This is a genomic window from Flavobacterium pedocola (assembly GCF_053764385.1).
Genome location: NZ_JBSNCR010000001.1, coordinates 76,875 through 94,650, shown reverse-complemented (window position 1 = coordinate 94,650; position 17,776 = coordinate 76,875). Strand labels below are relative to the sequence as shown.

The following is a 17,776-nucleotide window of genomic DNA, read 5'->3' as shown; positions in this document are numbered from 1 at the left end:
ATGTTAAAAAGAGTTTTCTTTATTTTTATTTGCGGATTGGGCCTTACCTCCTGCATCAGTACAAAATCTACTATCAAAAATATCGATAATGGTTCCATAAAGCCTGTTATCAAAGACGATACCTATCAGCTTAAAGAATATGCCACCGATAAAAAATATGGCCATGATTCCGATTATCCGGTTAACATCGGATTCATTATGGAAATTAATGAAGAAAAATTCATAAAGTATTACTTTAATGCCCTTGAAGGCCCGAAAGGAGAAGAAATCCATTATAAAAAGGCCGGCAACTGCTGCCCATTCCCGACCATGAACAACAAAGTTGGCGGCGGGATGCTTTCCATATATGAAGTAACCTGGGAAGGTCAGAGCAAACCTATGCTGTTGCATTTCAATATTTTTGAAAGAGGCAAAATTATGTGCCCGACAGGTCTTTCCATTAAGAAATCGATCTTAAATACTCCTTAATTTTAAGAATAATATAAGATTTACAACCTTCTAATGAGTCGTTTAGAAGGTTTTTTTATTATATCTTTGTACAACTTTTAAATACAACTATGAATTTACAGAACATACCTCAAATCAAACATACTGACAGCAATAACTTCTTTCTTTTGGCCGGACCTTGTGCCATTGAAGGGGAAGAAATGGCTATGCGAATTGCCGAAAAAACCGTTGCCGTTACAGACAAATTGAAAATCCCTTATGTATTCAAAGGTTCGTTTAAAAAAGCAAACCGTTCCAGAATTGACAGTTTTACGGGTATCGGTGACGAGAAAGCCTTAAAAATTCTGCAAAAAGTTTCCCGTGAATTCGGAGTACCGACCGTGACCGATATCCACACCAATGAAGATGCAGTAATGGCTGCTGAATATGTAGATATTTTACAGATTCCGGCCTTTTTGGTTCGCCAGACAGATTTAGTGGTTGCAGCTGCAAATACAGGAAAAACCGTTAACCTGAAAAAAGGACAATTCATGAGCCCTGAAAGCATGAAACATGCTGTTCAAAAGGTGCTAGACTGCCACAATCAGAACGTTATGGTTACCGATCGCGGCACCATGTTCGGGTATCAGGACATGATTGTGGATTACAGAGGAATTCCGACCATGCAGCAGTTTGCTTCAACGGTTTTGGATGTTACCCACTCTTTACAACAGCCAAATCAAATGGTTGGTGTGACCGGCGGTCGTCCGGAAATGATCGAAACGGTTGCCAAAGCCGGTATTGCCGTTGGTGTTGACGGAATTTTCATCGAAACCCATTTCGATCCGGCCAATGCGAAAAGCGATGGCGCGAACATGTTACACCTGGATTTATTCGAAGGTTTAATGGAGCGTCTTGTAGCAATCCGACAGACAATCAACAAATTCTAAATACAATCCCTGACTTGTTCAGGGATTTTTTTTACTGGCAAATGCTTCTTCGGAAAACAGTCCTTCCTCTTTCAAAAAAATACTGAAAAAAAATTTGTTCAGTTCAAAAATTATAGCTTACTTTGTTTTTCAAAGTACTTTATATGGATACTCAAAATTATTTACAGGATTTAAAAGAAATCAAGGATTTGATGAACAAATCATCACAATTCATTTCTTTAAGCGGTTTGTCCGGAATATTGGCCGGTATTTACGCCCTTATCGGAGCTGTAATTGTTTATTTCCTAATAGAAAACCATACGGAATACTATATAACATTAGAAAGTCTGACTTTTAAACTTATTGTGCTGACAGCAGTAACCGTTTTATTGGCTTCTCTGGTAACTGCCTACATCATGACAGTCAATAAAGCCAAAAAAGTAGGTGAAAAAGTCTGGAACACTTCCTCAAAACGATTGTTGACGAACTTTTTCATTCCTTTGGTTTCAGGAGGGATTTTTGCATTATTATTACTTAAAAACGGGCATTACGGACTGATTGCCCCAATCATGCTTATTTTTTACGGAATGGCTTGCCTTAACGCCAGCAAATACACCTTACGCGATGTGCGTTACCTTGGCATCACAGAAATAATCATTGGTTTGTTTGCGGTTGAATTTTCAGGGTATGGTTTGTATTTTTGGGTTTTGGGATTTGGAATCTGCCACATCGTCTACGGTGCGGTGATGCATTATAAATACGACAGAAAGTAAATGAAAAAGTTATTATTATTAGTAATCACGGCTTTTATAACGGTTTCTTTTATTGGCTATTTCAAGTTCGAGAAAGCTAAGGAATCGATACAGCAATCACAGGCTTTATTAAAAGACGGCGATATCATTTTTCAAACGTCTGTTTCCGAACAATGCGAAGCTATCAGAATTGCAACGAATTCGAAATACTCACATTGCGGCATCATCTATGTTTCAGACGGTAAAAAATATGTTTTAGAAGCCGTACAACCGGTAACCATAACACCTTTTGAAGAATGGATTAAACATGGAGAAGGCAGAAAATATCTGGTAAAAAGGCTAAAAAATGCTGAAACGGTTTTGACTCCGGCAGTAATTTCTAAAATGAAAGAAAAAGGTGAGCTATATTTGAACAAAGATTATGATTTATATTTCAACTGGTCTGACGATAGGATTTATTGCTCAGAACTGGTTTGGAAAATTTATAAAAATGGAGCCGGTATTGAACTTTGCCCGTTTCAGGAACTGAAAGATTTTAATTTAAACGATCCGAAAGTCCAGAAGATTTTAAAACAGCGCTATGGCAATGCAATTCCTTATAATGAAAAGGTAATTGCGCCTTCACAGATCGAAAAATCTGCTATATTAGAAACCGTAATCGACACGTATTAATTTTGAAAAACATCATTCAAAATATAAACAAAGCTTTTGACAACCGTATCCGTTTGGGTATCATGTCGATATTGATGGTGAACGAATCTGCCGATTTTTCTACCCTTAAAGAATTATTGGGGATAACGGACGGAAACCTGGCCAGCCACGCTAAAGCCCTGGAAGCAGAAAATTATATCGCAATCGAAAAACAATTTATCGGAAAAAAACCTAATACAAGTTACAAAGCGACAACCGAGGGACGAAAGGCCTTTCAGGAGCACATTGACGCCCTTGAAAAACTGATTACACCCCCAACCCGCTAAACCCGGTTTAGAAGCAGAGCTATTTTTTTATCCAAAAACTTTGAAATTCAAAGTACTTTTAAGACATAAAAAATGAAAGACCTAATCATCGAGACACTTTACAAAACTATCAAAAAACCGTATCAGATCATGTTCAAGAAAAACAAAGCATGGAACTTAACCATCGAAGATTATATGACTAATCCTCGGGAAAGTCTTGGGTATCAATTAGGTACTTTTCTGAAAGCCAATAATTTTGACATTCAACAGGAATTGGAGGAACACGATGTCTATCACGTACTTACCCGAACCGGTACGACCGTAAAAGACGAAATCTTGATGCAGTTCTATCTGTTGGGCAATGGAAAGCATACACCTTTTGTATACATCGTTATTATGACCGGCATCTTCTTCTATCCTTTTGATTATAAATCATTTATCGAGAATTACAAAAAAGGGAAGCAGGCACACCGGTTTTATGATCTGGATTTTTCAAAAATGCTGGCCCTTCCTATTCAAAACATTCAATCATCCTTTAATATCAAATAATCATGGAAAACACAGAATTCCAACGTGATTTAAAGCAATTAACCAATTACACAGCCCTCACTTGCTTCGTTATCGGCACGCTTCTCTTTTTGAGCGGAATGCTCTTTAAGCATTTGGATACGCTTTTTTTAATAGGTTACTTCTATGTAATCATCGCATTCATCATAAACGCTTTACTTGTTGCTGTGCTACTGCTGACACTTATAATCAACCAAAAAGACTGGCTTTTTTATCTAAAAAGGATATTGGTGCTTTTAGCCAATGTTCCCGCTGTTATTTTATACCTGTACTTGCTTTTTTAACCGTTAATATTTTCAATCATGGAAACCGAAAACCAAAACCAACCTGTAATGAAAATCGAAGCCAACACTTCCTTTTTTCAATCCAATACCGCTAAAATGATCATGGTGGGAATACTCACCCTGGTGTTACTCATTCCGTTAGCGTTTGTAAATGAACTTATCACCGAACGCTCCGAACGCAAAAAAGAAGTCGTTAATGAAGTTACCCAGCTTTGGGGTGAAGATGTTTTTTTCTACGGGCCGATTTTAAAAGTTCCTTATAATTCCTATTCAGAAACGGCTGTTATCGACCCTAAGACCAAGCAAACATCCATCGAACGCAAGGCAATTATTAACTATGCTTATTTTTTCCCGGAAAAACTGAACAATAAATCGAACATTAAAAAGAATACTTCCTTAAAACGAGGCATTTACAACAATGTGGTCTATACGGCCGACATGCAATTTGAAGGTTCTTTCGGTAAATTAAACGTTGAAAAATTAGGAATAAAAGACGAAGATTTACTTTGGGACAAAGCAGCTCTTGTTGTAAAAACGACCAACCTGAAAAGCATCAAGAGCGATTTAAACATCAAACTGAATCAGAACAATTTCAATTTTGAATCTAAAGCCGAAGAGGATAATTTCTACGGCACACTGGAAACCGGTCTTTTCGATTATAAAACACTGGCTGCCAACAATACACTGAACTTCCATTTTGCCATGAAATACAACGGAAGCAATAGCGTGAAATTCATACCCATTGGGAAAACAACGCAGATCAGTATGGATTCGGATTGGGATTCGCCTAGTTTTGAAGGAATGTTTGCAGCCAATGATGCTACAAAATCCATAGCAAAAAGCGGTTTTCATGCCGATTGGAAAATCCTGGACATCAACCGTTCGTTTTCACAGCAATATGCCGGTAAAATCCCGAATCTTAAGGAATATTCATTCGGTGTAAAACTGATCGATACCGTAGACGAATACCAACAGAACGAGCGCGCTTCCAAGTACGGTTTTCTGGTAATCGGCTTGACCTTCCTGATTTTCTTTCTGATCCAGTCTGTAAACAAAATCAACATTCATATTTTTCAGTATACGATGTTGGGACTTGCTTTGATCATGTTCTATACCTTATTGATTTCGATTACGGAACATTCAAGTTTCTCACTCGCGTACCTAATTGCTTCGGTAGCCGTTATCGGAATGATCGTACTCTATTCGGTATCGATACTGAAGACGAAAAAATTCCCGGTTTTCATCGGATTGGCACTTGCCGCGCTGTATTCTTTCATCTATGTGATCATCCAACTTGAGAATTATGCGCTGTTGGTAGGAAGTATCGGATTGTTCATTATCCTTGGACTGGTGATGTATTTCTCCCGAAAAATAGACTGGAATAATAGCAATTCTTAAATTAATAATGACGAATGAAAACCATTTTTAAAATAATTCATTTTACGATCACAGCATCATTGCTTTTAATAACAATTTTCATTTTTTATATATTTTCAGGTTTGCAAAAACCGCTAAACAATATTGTTCTATTTGAATTAATTTTAGCATTAGCTATTTTACTGTTCTTACTATACGGTAGCATAACTAAAAATGGGGTCACGTTTATAGTTCCGTTGCTAGTATCAAACTTGTTTTTTATGCTCGTTTCCTGTATACAAAAACCAGTTATTATGAGAAATACAGGCTTTCATGACGCATCGCTTGTACCTATAGTAAATCCATTAGCAGGATTATCAATACTGTATTGTTTGTTAATGACGTATATAACCTATAGCTCAAAAAATAAAAAATTAATCTCAACCAATTTTAGTTATATACTATATGGTGTCATTATTTCTGCAATACTATTAGTAATCTATCTGAAAATTAGTTCTGCTGATGAAATTCAGGAAATAATTCATTTTAAAGGATAAATAAAAAAGCCCCGACAAAATCGGGGCTTTTTCTATAGTCTATTTTCTATTCTCTAACTTCTAATTACCGTCTACAAACTCCTGAAGATACTTGAATCTTTCCGTTAACTGACCTTTTTCTGTAATTTTGGCGCGTTGCAGGATTCCGTCTTTGTCTTCGTTGTAAAAGGCCGGGATTACATGTGTAAGGAACATTTCCCCGAAACCTTCACTGGCATCTTTTGGTAATTCGCAAGGCAGATTATCTACCGCCATCACCACAACAGCACCCGGATGGTTAACATCCACCTCAATACCTTCACTTGGATAATACCCGTATAAAGGTTCAGCTATAGTAGAAGCTCTCAAGGTCGATTCGATCGGGCCGCCCACATCACAGGAAATATCGGCAATTACTTTTATTTTATTGTCTGCAGCGTTCAACATGTCTCGGGTTAAAATATGTGGTGAACCGTTGCTGTAAAAATGCCCGGCAATGAAGATATCGGCTACTTTAGTAAAACGCTCGAAATCGGAAACATAGTCTTGTGGTTTTGTATAGAAATCTTTATTATCGATCTTTTGACCGTCTTGGCGCTTGTTATAATCCAATACGTCGATTTGTGCGTAAACCGGCTGGGTATAGGTTTTAGACAGAAAATCTTCCGGGGAAACCTGTTTGATTTTCATACCGTCCAGAATCTCCTTGGCTCCCATTCCTACTTTACCGTGTCCTGTCAGCACAATTTTGATCGGCGGTAACATCGGACGACGCAAACGTTCAATCAAAGCGGCTTTATCGGTTAAGGTTTCCGCTTTTGGCAAATTGTACAATTCAAATTTCAACCCAAAAGCCCTGAAAGCATTATAAGCGCCAACGATTCCGGCATAACGCCCGAATCCGATCAAGCGGTGGTTGGTGTGGTCTACAATGGTTTCATGATCGATCAATTCGATGTTTTTCTCTAAGCAAGCGATAAGTAATTTTCTGTTATAGGCCTGTTTTTTAATAGTGTGTGAAAAGAAAAAATATTTTTTGTTCGGAATTAAAGCCTCTACCGGCACTTCTTTAACCCCAATAAGGACGTCGCAATCGGAAAGGTCTTCCGTCACTTCAAAACCCAAAGCGGTATACTCCTCGTCTTTAAAGACACGAATATCGGAAGCTTCCACTTTAATTTCCGCCTGAGGGTATAACTCCTTCAGTTTCACCAACTCTGTAGGCGTAAAAACAACCCTTCTGTCTGGTGGATTTTTTCTTTCTTTAATAATTCCAAATTTCATTGTAAGGCAATCTTTGTAAAATTCTGAACAATCGTTAAAAATTTATAACAAAAGTTTAAAATTTTTAATTAATTTTAATTGGTTTTTAGCTATTTTCGCCCAAATGTAACATTTTAAGCACAGCAATGCAATTATTTTCTTTCGTTTTTTTAATTGTTTCTTAAGAATGTTCCGCTTCATTATTTTAAAAAATTTTCTTTCCTCAGGAGTTTCAATTGAAATTTAAAAAGGCTAACTTTACGGCGTGGTTTTTGCAGTACATAAATCACATTTCAACTGGGGTCGACTGGTTTTGACAGCGGGTGGAATTAAATGGTAAGCACGTCGAGCATTGTGTTTTTGGCTCGTAAATATCAAGGACACGAACTTATAAACGGCGAAAATAATTACGCTTTAGCTGCTTAATCTGAATTATAGTAAGATTTGCCTAGTTCCGGCCAGGCCGGAAAGCTAGATTCTCCTCAAAAGCCTTGGTTTATGGCGCTTGATTCAGGGGAACCGTAAAAGTAAACCTAAGAACGGTAATGCTTTAAATCCGCTCTGACACTCATAAAGCTAAGCAGAAAGTGGCGGTTTCCGGCCTTGCTTTTTGTCGAAAATCCAATCGGGAACTAAACGTGTAGAAAGCTCTTTGATTGCCTGTTTGGACGAGAGTTCGATTCTCTCCGACTCCACAGTAAAAAACCGCAATTAGCTAATTTTAAAGCTTTTGCGGTTTTTTCTATTTATAAACGGCCTATTTCGTGTACGGTTATCTTAACCCAAGTACCTATTTTTTGAAATTTGTTTTTCAGGATTTAATGTAGTACGATCTTTCTTTTTAAAACAATATCCCCAACAAATACCTGAATTGTATATATTCCTCTTGCCAAATCAGCCACATTAATTTGCGTATGGTTGCCGTTAAACTCAACTACTTCCCTACCCGACAAATCTACAACCTCAACTTTATCTATCACACCACTGCTAATTTGAATCGTTAAAACGTCTTTTGCAGGGACAGGAAACACCATTAACTCTGATTTTTTATGAAAATCTATTGTTTCGAGATTAGCACAACTTACCTGTGAAGGAATATAAGTATTATCTGGATTTACTACTCCCAGTGAACCATGAATATATAAACCCCAAGTCCAAAGGGTTCCGTCAGCTTTAATAGCGGATGAAAAATAAACTCCTGCACTTATTTTTTGCCAATTATTGCCCGTACCTACCTGAACAAAGATGTTTTTATCCACTTCGGTACCATCTCCTAACTGTCCATCAGAATTACTGCCACAAGACCATAAAGTACCGTCATTTTTAATGGCTAAAGAAAAGTCCCCTTCTGCATAAACCTTATGCCAATTAGTCGCTGTACCGATTTGAATTGGAGCGTTTTTATCTGTATTAGTCCCGTCTCCAAGTTGTCCCTCATAATTATACCCCCAAGCCCACAGTGTTCCGTCTGTCCTGGTTGCGATACAGTGATAATAACCGGCACTTATTGACTGCCAATTATTTGAGGTCCCTATTTGTAATGGAGAAGTTGTACTGTTTGTTGTTCCGTCTCCAAGTTGTCCCTGCCAATTACTTCCCCAAGCCCAAAGTGTCCCATCCGTTTTGATGGCATAGGTAGAATTGTACCCCCCAGTGAATGATTGCCAGTTTGTAGCAGTACCGACTTGAATCGGAATGTTTCTGTTAGTAGTATTACCAAGCCCAAGCTGACCATAGTTATTTCTGCCCCATACCCATAATGTGCCATCACTTTTTAAAGCAATGGAATGCTCAAAACCAGTTTGCAAAGCAGACCAGTTTGTACCTGTTCCTATTTGTACCGGAGTATTTTTGCTTACGTATGTTCCATCTCCTAATTGACCATATTCATTTGATCCCCAAGCCCATAATGTACCATCAGTTTTTATTCCTAATGAATGAGTACCTCCAGATGCAACTACCGCCCAATCATTATCAACTCCAATTTGTACCGGAGTAAACCTATTAACATTAGTTCCATCGCCAATTACATTAAAAGCATTTCCACCCCATCCCCAAAGTGTACCATCGGTTTTAATGGCCAGGGAATGTACACCTCCGGATGAAATTGTCTGCCAACATTGTGCATTACAAAGTGTTGACAGTAAAAGCATTGACAGTATTATAAATTTGCTATTCATTTTCATAGGAGGCTAAAATTAGCAGCAAAGTTAATCTATTTTAGTTAGTGATAGTACTACAAATTTGATAATGAAAAGCAGGTTCCTCAATGTTAACCATTAAAATCAACAATCCTTTTTTATTAGCTAATATATTCAATCTAAGGCCATCATGAAAAGACTTCAACTTTTTACGGTTGTAGTTTTGGCACTTCTCTTTGTGTTACTATAGATAGCGCGGATTTACTTCCTCTGTTCGGCTAAAGCCCCGGGTACAATCTGCGCTATCGAAATGCACTTTTAATACACTCCCCATACTTTATCCATACCTTTACCATAGCTTTACCATAGCTTTAGTAGCCTATAAAGTTGAATAATGTTTCTTTGATGGTGCTTCTATTACCTGTCTCTCAATAGTGTTTCTGTTTTTCTATACATCCTGTACTTTTATAAAACAATGCAGCTCCCATTTAAGGGAGCTGCTTTTTTATTGGGGTGCCATCCAGTCCTGCTCTTTACCGTCTTTAAGGTAGTGGTCAAACCATTGCATGATTTTAACCGTGAGGTCTTTTTGATAATTCTCATTTACAATAGCGTGGTTTTCATTTGGGTACACAAGCATAACGTGCTTCTTTCTTAATCGCCTTAAAGCCGTATACCATTCAAAACTTTGAAAACTGTTTACCTGGGTATCACTGTTCCCTGTCCACGACAGCAAGGGTGTTTTTACTTTTTCAGCGTGTTGTATTGGCGAATTGTTCAGATAACCCTCTTTATCCTCAAAAAACGTTTTCCCCATCCGCATCTGATAGTTTTCAAAACGCCAAGTGTCGTCTTTGGCATAACTCCAGCCAACCGACAGGTAACAACTGGTAAAATCCATAATTCCTGCACCGGAAATCGCAGCCGCGAATATATCGGTTTGCGCAATGATAAAATTGGTTTCATAGCCTCCAAAAGAATGCCCAATCAATCCAATCTTCTTCGGGTCTACCGGTACATTTTTAATCGCCTGTTTGGTTGCAGCCACTACACAATCCACTGCCGATAACCCTGGGTTTCCAATCTCATAAACAATACTCGGGAACAATACAAAATAGCCTTGTGAGGTAAAATTACTTTTATTAAAACCATCCGAATTGTGCCAACTTGGGTTCTCAAAAGTATGGAGCGCGCTCAATTGCTTTTCATAAATGTGCACCACCATCGGATATTGCTTTTCAGGCTTATAATCAAACGGGTAGAACAATATCCCCTTTAAGGTTTCCCCTTTTGCGTTCTTGTATTCAATAATTTCAGATTTTCCCCAGTTGTACTCTTCATACTGCTTGTTACTTTCAAAAATTGTTTTGAATTGTTCTTGCTCTTTATCAATCACTTTAAGTATTGGCGGCTGGTTATACTTTTGTTGTACATGTAAAAACACATCCTGTTCTTCTGCTTTTAGCACATCACTCACTTTACAATCCTCAAAAACAATTGGCTTAAGCCCTTTGTCTTTCTGATAACTGTAATAACCCGACATGGAAAAATCCGGGATAACGGCGTCCAGTAGTATTTCATTGTCAGGATTCACTGTTATAATGGGCTTTGAAAAAGACAAAGAATTAGCACTCTCCATCGATTGTTTATTAATCCTAAAAATAACATTGTTTTCCCTCCCCTTGGTTATCCTTTTTACAATGTTCTTTCCTAATGTAAATTGCCATATATCATGTTTATCATACAAGAGCAATTCTTTTTCATCTTTTGTCCAAGCCGCTATGCCATAGGGCTGCGCAACTTCCGGTGTGTCAATATCCTGGTCAAAAAAATTTGCGGCAGTATTTTTCGATAAATTGTAATGCGTTTTGCCGGCAACATGGTAAAGCCACCAAATACCATCCTTTGCATAAAGTACATAACTGCCTTTTGGAGAAAATTCTATATTCCTGTAGTCACCAAACCCTTCCTTAATAAAACTTGTCTTTTTACCCGTAGGAATGTCCAGCAAATAATAATCCGCATCCGGCGTATATTTAGATTGTGGTTTATAAGCATCCGGATCCATAAGGATTGCCTTTTTCTGATTGGGCAGTAACATGGCCGATGGCTGCTTTTCGTTACCAATAATCTCAAAGGTGCTTCTTTGTGGGTACCACACCGCCAATCGGTTTTGCGATGCCCTATCTCCGTACCGCTTTCTAAACTCAAATAAATCTTTATCCGCCGCATTCCAGATCTGTACATCTTTGTTATCCGTCAGCTCCTTTTCGTTTCGTTTCTTTTTAACTGTAAAGAAAACTGCCGTTCTATCGTCCGAAATCCTTAAAGCCTCTGTAATGACGGATTGTATCAGCATATCCTTTGGCCAGTTTTTGGCTTTCTCAAGTTCAAAAGAGTACTGCTTTTTTGCGGATATGTCGTAATAAAACAGTTTCGCCGAATACGATTCATCAGGCCCTTTCAATTGGTTCACAAAAGCAAAAGCTTTCCCATCCTTATGCCAAACAAAGTTTTGAAAAGAATCAGTTTCACTTTCAGTCACCTTAACTGTCCTAAGTCCATTTTCCAGGCTAAGGCAATTCACTACACTGCTGCCTGCAACATTTGTCTGATAAACTATTGCTGTTTTACCTGGGTTTACTGCAAACTTGTTTACAGCAGTAATAATTTTAAGCACTCTTAGGTCTTTATCCCTTATTTCCAAAGCCGTGTTTGCGTTTAAATTGCGAACAAACAACAACTGCTTTCCGTTATTCAAATACTGGTACTCACTCACGTCTTCTATTTTTTGGATTTGGTTTGTTTTTAAATCGAGTAATTCAAACGTATTGCCGTCTGTAATACAGGCAAACTGCTCCTCATTAGTAAATAGCCCATTATTCCCTTTTGCAAAGGCAATTGGGTTTAAACTATTTGTATTTTTCACAAACAGGGTGTCATTTCCGGATTCATAAGTTATCGCATAACTAACCCAATTTCCTTTATCCGATAGGTCATGGCGCTCAAGCGTACTCCACAACGAATCATTTGCTATATCCAGTTGGGGCGTTTGCCCAACCTGTCCCATTACAGGACAGGCTGTGGCAAACAAAATACAACCCACCCAAATAGCTTTTATAGTTTTCATAATTGTTTTCATTAGTAACCCGGATTTTGAGGTGATAGATTAGGGTTTAGCAGCAGTTCCGATTCCGGAATTGGAAAAAGCGCATCATGGGTACTCCAACCCGCTTTTACTAGTAGTAAAACTTCATTTAGTTTCCCAAAGCGCTTTAAATCGAAAAACCGGTGCCCAAATTCCGTAAAGAGTTCCACTCTTCTTTCTTTTAATATCGCATCAAGGATTTCCTGCTGTGTAGATGCAGTGGTGTTAGGCAATCCTGCCGTGGTACGTATTTTGTTCAAATCTGTTTTGGCAGCCTCCAAATCACCTAAACGCGCATAGGCTTCTGCACGGATTAAATACAATTCAGCCAAACGAAGTACAACAGAATATTCCAGCGAACCTGCCGAGTTGTTCCGCTGCTTGTATTTATAAGGGTGGTACCAAGTGGTAACCCCATCGGTAACTGCGTTTACCCAATTAGTTTTTCTTTGGTCTAAAGGCTCAAAGGCATCAATAAAATTTTGGGTTAAGCCCGATAAGGGTGGCGGGCCGCTTGTAAAAATAAAAGTTGCTCCCTCTTGTGTATTCCCTCCATTTCCGGACGGAGCAAACTGCCAAATGGTGGTATTGCTTTCTTTTAGGAAAACCTCATCAAGGTTATTCTCCCAAACGTAAAGTCCTGTGTGTTCCAGTACCGTAGTAGCCTCGTTTTTGGCAGCCTCCCAATTCTCAGTGTAAAGGTATACCCTTGCCAGTAAGGCATGCGCTGCATATTTATTAGGGCGGACTCTTTCGGGTGTTGGATAGTCCTCAGGTAGCAGCATAATAGCGGCCTGTAAATCTTCAATAAGCTTTGCGTACACCTCATTAATGGGCGTTTTTGTTACCCTGCTGTTTTCGCGGTAATCTGTTGTGGTGATATACGGGATGTCCCCATATAAATTAACCAGATAAAAATGCAGCATAGCCCTAACAAATAAAGCCTCACCTTTAAGTTGGTCTTTAACGTTTTGCGACAATGCTGTCGAATTCTCTACCCCTTCAATAACACTATTGGCGCAATAAACCTGATTGTAGGTATTGTTCCAAAACTGCTTTACATCCGGGTTAGAGGCAATTAGCGCATTGTTGTAAAAAGCCACCGCTCCATTTTGGCTGTTCCCATAAAACACAAACTCGTCTGTATAGTTTCCCAATAAATGCGATAAGCCACTGGCAGAACCCGTAAGTAGTCCCGCATCCCTCATTTTAGCATAAATGCTAACCATGGCAGCATTGGCCGTAACCTCGTCTTCAAAAACGGTCTCTGTTGTCAATTGCGAATTAGGCAGTTCCACTTCAACAAACTCCTCACAGGAAAACAAAATAGTTAGGATAGCTATTGCAGCAACAAAAAGTATCCGTTTGTACAATACCCATAAATCAAAATCCTGATTGCATAATAAATATTTCTTCATAATAATTCCTTTTAAATTAAAAACTAAACTGCATACCGGTAGTCCAAACCTTAAGCGGTGGCAGGTATCCGCTCGATTTAAATTCAGGGTCGGCACCCTTATAAGGCGTAAAAGTCAGCAGGTTCTGTCCTTGAATATATATGCGGCACTTTACGTTTTTCAATACACTACCCGGCACATCCCACGAAAGGGAAATGTTTTTCAATCTTATGTAGGAAGCATCCACAACCGCGGCATCACTTTCAATGTATCGGTAAAAAGCATCCACCGCCGCACCGTTTGAACCGTCTGTGTATATTTGATACGTTCCTGTGTTGCTCGGGCTTTGCCAATGATTCGCCACCTCAGCCGGTTGATTCGATAGCATTCCCGGAACCGATGTATTAACAACAGGGCTCCAGTTTAACTGCTTTACAAACTGAAACAGGAAATCGAGTTGCAGCTCTTTATATCGAAACTGGTTTTGCACCCCTCCAAAAAAATCAGGGTTAAAATCCTTAATGATCTGTTTATCATCCTGAGCCGAGAGTATACCATCGCCGTTAACATCTTCAAACTCATAAAGTCCGGTTTGCGGATTAACTCCTGTAAAATGATACACCTTTTGGATGTTAAGCGGCTGCCCGATTACAAACTGATTGCGGTAGGTAGAGTTTTCCAAATCTGGGAACGATAACAACTTATTGCCAGCCTTGGTGAAATTGATATTGGTAGTCCAGCCAAAGTTTTTGTTTTGGAAGTTTACTGTTCTAAGGCTCAGTTCTAAACCTCGGTTTTGCACCGTTGCATCTAAATTAGCCTGTAAAGATGTGAAACCCGTTGTTCCCGGTAGCGGAATACCCACCAACTGATTCGAAGAGCTGTTGTTGTACCAAGCCGTTGTTAAAAAAATCCTGTCGTTTAAAAAACCTGTTTCCAGTGCTATTTCAAACTTTTTGTTGGTTTCCCAACCAAAATCAGGGTTGAATAAACGGGTTGGTTCCAAACCAATGGTGCCCTGATAAATAGCCCCTGTTGAAGCGTACGTATCGAGATATTGGTAATCGCCAATCTGGTCGTTACCGGTAATCCCGTAACTAGCCCTTAATTTTCCAAAACTTAGGGAACTATTCCCATCAAGAAAGCCCTCTTCAGAAAACAGCCATGCCCCACCAATAGCCCCAAAGTTGGCAAATTGCTTACCGGGACCAAAGCGGCTTGAGCCATCCCTTCTGCCTGTTATGTTGACGATGTATCTATCCTTCCAGTTGTAGTTGATTCTACCAAAAAAAGCCTGATACTTATAAACCGTTTCTTCGGAACCTATGGTATACAAAGTCGAGGCTGAAGCCAGATTGTAAATTAAACTGTTGCTTGGAAAACCAATACCCAACTGCACTAACTGGTTGCCTTTTTGAGATTGAAAGGTAGTACCCACCAGTACATCCAGCTTTGAAGAAGTAAATTGTTTGCCCCAAGTAAGTTGTGGCTCTATAATCCAGGATTTGCGGGTAGCCTGGCTTGTAAAAAGTGTCGAATATTCACTACCCAAACCATAAGCCGGATCATAACGGGTTGATGGTGAAATATTCGTATCGTTATTCTTTAAATCGGTAAAACCAAAGCTTGATTTAAATTCTAAATTGTTGGTGAGTTTATAACTCATCAATGTGTTAGCAATTAAATCATAGGTTTTTGCCGTGTAAACTGCTTTAAAATCAGCTAACGGATTGTTCCAGGTACTGTTTTCCCAATTAAGGTTGCCTTCGCTGTCGTACAAAGCCGGAGCGTTGGGCGCAAGGGATAAAGCCGTTAGGGTTGGGTCTGTTCCGGGTTGGTTGTTGTTTTGAGCGGTATAGCCGGCCGAGAAATTTATTTTAAACCTTTTATTGTCGGATTCATGGCTTAGGTTTACATGCACATTCCCTTTTTTATAACCAAAATCCCCGGGGAAAACCGTAGTTTGTTTGTTGTAGTTGGCACTTACCAAAAACTGCGTACTTGCATTACCTCCGGAAATAGACCCCTGTACACTAGTAAAACTCGCATTCTTACCTAACAATTCCTTTTGCCAGTCAGTGTAACGGGTTTGATCCCAGGTACCGTTAACATCATACGCATAAAATGGATAAGGACTAATACCATCGTTCACAAACGCTTCACGGCGCATTTGCAGATACTGCTCTGTATTCATCAAATCGACAAATTTGGTTACGGTGCCAATACCGCTTGAAACATTGGCTGAAAAACGGGTTTTACCCTGTTTTCCTTTTTTGGTGGTAATGAGCACTACCCCATTGGCACCCCGTGAGCCGTAAATGGCTGTGGCATCGGCATCTTTTAAAATCTCGATGCTTTCTATCTGGTCGGGGTTTATACTGTTTAAGGGGCTTGGTTGTGTGGGCAGAACGGGAGAAGTAATCCCTGTACCAATAGGGTCAGAACTGTACGGTACCCCATCAATTACATACAATGGCTGATTCCCGTTTGCGCGGAGGCTGTTTATTCCTCTAATTTGGATATCGAAACCACCACCCATGACACCTGTGGTTTGGGTAACACTTACCCCTGCCATCCTACCTTGCATTGCTGCAAGTACATTCGTTACTGGTTGTTTTTCAATATCCTTAGAGGAAATTTTGGCAATACTACCTGTACGTTCTTTTTCCTTAACGGAATAATAGCCCGCATTGACCACCACTTCCTGTAGTTGTGTGGCATCATTATCCTGTAACTGCACATTAATAACCGAACGCCCGTTTACCGGAACGTGAAGCGGCTTATAGCCAATGAAAGAAATAACGAGGGTATCTGAAACTGCGGCGGCGATTTGATATTTCCCGTCTATATCAGACATGGTGCCTGTGGTTTTTCCTTTTATGGTCACGGAGGCACCGGGGAGTGTACCGGCAGTATTGGTGATTGTACCGCTGACCTGATGTGTTTGTTGCATTATTGTGGCATTTGGCAATGGTGCCAATGCCCTGACGGATGAACAAGTAAAGAGCATGCCTAAAATAAAGGAATACCATAGCCTGCTCCATCCCTTGTGGAATGAAAAGTTTTTCATAATATTGGTTTGGTTAAATGAAACGTTAGTTTTGTTTGCTTGGGCCTTCTGTACTTATGCGCCAACACTAGGCAGGAGGCTCTTTTTATTTAAAATTATTTGTTCATAGGCGATACCATTACTGTTTGACATTGTTTAAAACAATGCCACTATTAGCCTAATGCAGCTAAGCCATAGTGGCATTTAGCGACAAGGAAATGTATTTTCCGGTCATGTTTATTTAATACTTGCGATACTGTGAAAAGAAGATTGCTTTGAAAAAAGGAGAGTTTAGGGCATAAAAAAGCGTGGAACTCAGCTTACTGCCTTAGAGGTACTGGTATACCGTGCAACAATAAGTGAGCCCACGCCTATAGACGTGAGCATCTTAACTTATCATCTCGTTGCAAAATTACCAGTTTTCTAAGGCGAGACTCAAAGCGAATGCTTCAGATATTGTATTTGAAGTATCGCAAAATTAATACTATTTATAGCATTATGCTGACAAATATAAAAAATATTACCGACATATATGTCGTTGTGTTAAACTTTTTTTCTCTGTCAATTTGAATTCAAATGAAACAGATAATAAATATACAATTATTAGCAGCTATAAGAAAGGTTTTACAAGACCTACGTGCAGAAACAAAACTAACACAGGATGCTGTTATAACTGATATTTTTGATTCAAAAAATGTAACCATTAATCTAGCTAGGATTGAAACTGGAACAGGGAACATTTCCCCCAGTACTCTATTTCTTCTCTGCGAATACTATAAAATTTCTATTTCAAACTTCTTTAAACGAGTTGAAGAACTCGACAAAAAATTAAAGATAAATGACAAAAGATAAAAGATGCCTCGGCATCTTTTTTAATTTATGGGAAACCGTAATATTACTTTTAGGATTATTCTTATTTTTGATAGGAACTTCATATATTTAGAAGTTACAAGTAAGCTTAATCGCGATTCT

Annotated in this window: 15 protein-coding genes and 1 other RNA gene; 11 read left to right on the top strand and 5 right to left on the bottom strand. The window is 38.9% G+C overall.

Features of this window, described 5'->3' with window-relative positions:
• The 9 genes from ACWPKD_RS00415 (at nucleotide 1) to ACWPKD_RS00375 (ending at nucleotide 5,827) form a co-directional block, all read left to right on the top strand.
• Nucleotides 1–468 carry a 2-dehydro-3-deoxyphosphooctonate aldolase gene (locus ACWPKD_RS00415; RefSeq protein WP_455410699.1) on the top strand — a complete coding sequence of 156 codons (468 nt, stop codon included), beginning with the start codon at nucleotides 1–3 and terminating at the stop codon, nucleotides 466–468.
• An 89-nt stretch (nucleotides 469–557) separates the two neighbouring features.
• Nucleotides 558–1,376 carry a 3-deoxy-8-phosphooctulonate synthase gene (gene kdsA / locus ACWPKD_RS00410; RefSeq protein WP_455410698.1) on the top strand — a complete coding sequence of 273 codons (819 nt, stop codon included), beginning with the start codon at nucleotides 558–560 and terminating at the stop codon, nucleotides 1,374–1,376.
• Nucleotides 1,377–1,519: 143 nt separating this feature from the next.
• Complete coding sequence (locus ACWPKD_RS00405; protein ID WP_455410697.1) at nucleotides 1,520–2,128, top strand: hypothetical protein; 609 nt, start codon at nucleotides 1,520–1,522, stop codon at nucleotides 2,126–2,128.
• Entirely contained in the window at nucleotides 2,129–2,779 is a 651-nt protein-coding gene (locus ACWPKD_RS00400) for a YiiX family permuted papain-like enzyme (protein ID WP_455410696.1), read from the top strand.
• A 2-nt stretch (nucleotides 2,780–2,781) separates the two neighbouring features.
• Nucleotides 2,782–3,084: a winged helix-turn-helix domain-containing protein gene (locus ACWPKD_RS00395; protein ID WP_455410695.1), complete on the top strand. Its 303-nt coding sequence runs from the start codon at nucleotides 2,782–2,784 to the stop codon at nucleotides 3,082–3,084.
• 72 nt (nucleotides 3,085–3,156) lie between these two features.
• Entirely contained in the window at nucleotides 3,157–3,612 is a 456-nt protein-coding gene (locus tag ACWPKD_RS00390; protein ID WP_455410694.1) for a hypothetical protein, read from the top strand.
• Between the two features lie 2 nt (nucleotides 3,613–3,614).
• Nucleotides 3,615–3,914, top strand: coding sequence for a hypothetical protein (locus tag ACWPKD_RS00385; RefSeq protein WP_455410693.1), 300 nt, complete (start codon nucleotides 3,615–3,617; stop codon nucleotides 3,912–3,914).
• Between the two features lie 18 nt (nucleotides 3,915–3,932).
• Nucleotides 3,933–5,312, top strand: coding sequence for a cell envelope integrity protein CreD (creD, locus tag ACWPKD_RS00380; RefSeq protein WP_455410692.1), 1,380 nt, complete (start codon nucleotides 3,933–3,935; stop codon nucleotides 5,310–5,312).
• A 14-nt stretch (nucleotides 5,313–5,326) separates the two neighbouring features.
• Entirely contained in the window at nucleotides 5,327–5,827 is a 501-nt protein-coding gene (locus ACWPKD_RS00375; RefSeq protein WP_455410691.1) for a hypothetical protein, read from the top strand.
• Between the two features lie 60 nt (nucleotides 5,828–5,887).
• Here ACWPKD_RS00375 and ACWPKD_RS00370 read toward each other — a convergent pair whose 3' ends face one another.
• Nucleotides 5,888–7,090, bottom strand: coding sequence for an NAD(P)-dependent oxidoreductase (locus ACWPKD_RS00370; RefSeq protein WP_455410690.1), 1,203 nt, complete (start codon nucleotides 7,088–7,090; stop codon nucleotides 5,888–5,890).
• A gap of 278 nt (nucleotides 7,091–7,368) precedes the next feature.
• Here ACWPKD_RS00370 and ssrA point away from each other — a divergent pair.
• Nucleotides 7,369–7,767: a transfer-messenger RNA gene (gene ssrA / locus ACWPKD_RS00365) on the top strand.
• Between the two features lie 120 nt (nucleotides 7,768–7,887).
• Here ssrA and ACWPKD_RS00360 read toward each other — a convergent pair.
• From ACWPKD_RS00360 to ACWPKD_RS00345, 4 genes are all read right to left on the bottom strand, one after another.
• Nucleotides 7,888–9,255: an RCC1 domain-containing protein gene (locus ACWPKD_RS00360; protein ID WP_455410689.1), complete on the bottom strand. Its 1,368-nt coding sequence runs from the start codon at nucleotides 9,253–9,255 to the stop codon at nucleotides 7,888–7,890.
• Between the two features lie 460 nt (nucleotides 9,256–9,715).
• Complete coding sequence (locus tag ACWPKD_RS00355) at nucleotides 9,716–12,340, bottom strand: prolyl oligopeptidase family serine peptidase (RefSeq protein WP_455410688.1); 2,625 nt, start codon at nucleotides 12,338–12,340, stop codon at nucleotides 9,716–9,718.
• Nucleotides 12,341–12,351: 11 nt separating this feature from the next.
• Nucleotides 12,352–13,776, bottom strand: coding sequence for a RagB/SusD family nutrient uptake outer membrane protein (locus tag ACWPKD_RS00350; RefSeq protein ID WP_455410687.1), 1,425 nt, complete (start codon nucleotides 13,774–13,776; stop codon nucleotides 12,352–12,354).
• Between the two features lie 16 nt (nucleotides 13,777–13,792).
• Nucleotides 13,793–16,825: a SusC/RagA family TonB-linked outer membrane protein gene (locus tag ACWPKD_RS00345; protein WP_455410686.1), complete on the bottom strand. Its 3,033-nt coding sequence runs from the start codon at nucleotides 16,823–16,825 to the stop codon at nucleotides 13,793–13,795.
• A gap of 555 nt (nucleotides 16,826–17,380) precedes the next feature.
• Between ACWPKD_RS00345 and ACWPKD_RS00340 the strand changes: the two genes are divergently transcribed.
• Nucleotides 17,381–17,656 carry a hypothetical protein gene (locus ACWPKD_RS00340; protein ID WP_455410685.1) on the top strand — a complete coding sequence of 92 codons (276 nt, stop codon included), beginning with the start codon at nucleotides 17,381–17,383 and terminating at the stop codon, nucleotides 17,654–17,656.
• The last annotated feature ends 120 nt before the right edge of the window (nucleotides 17,657–17,776 follow it).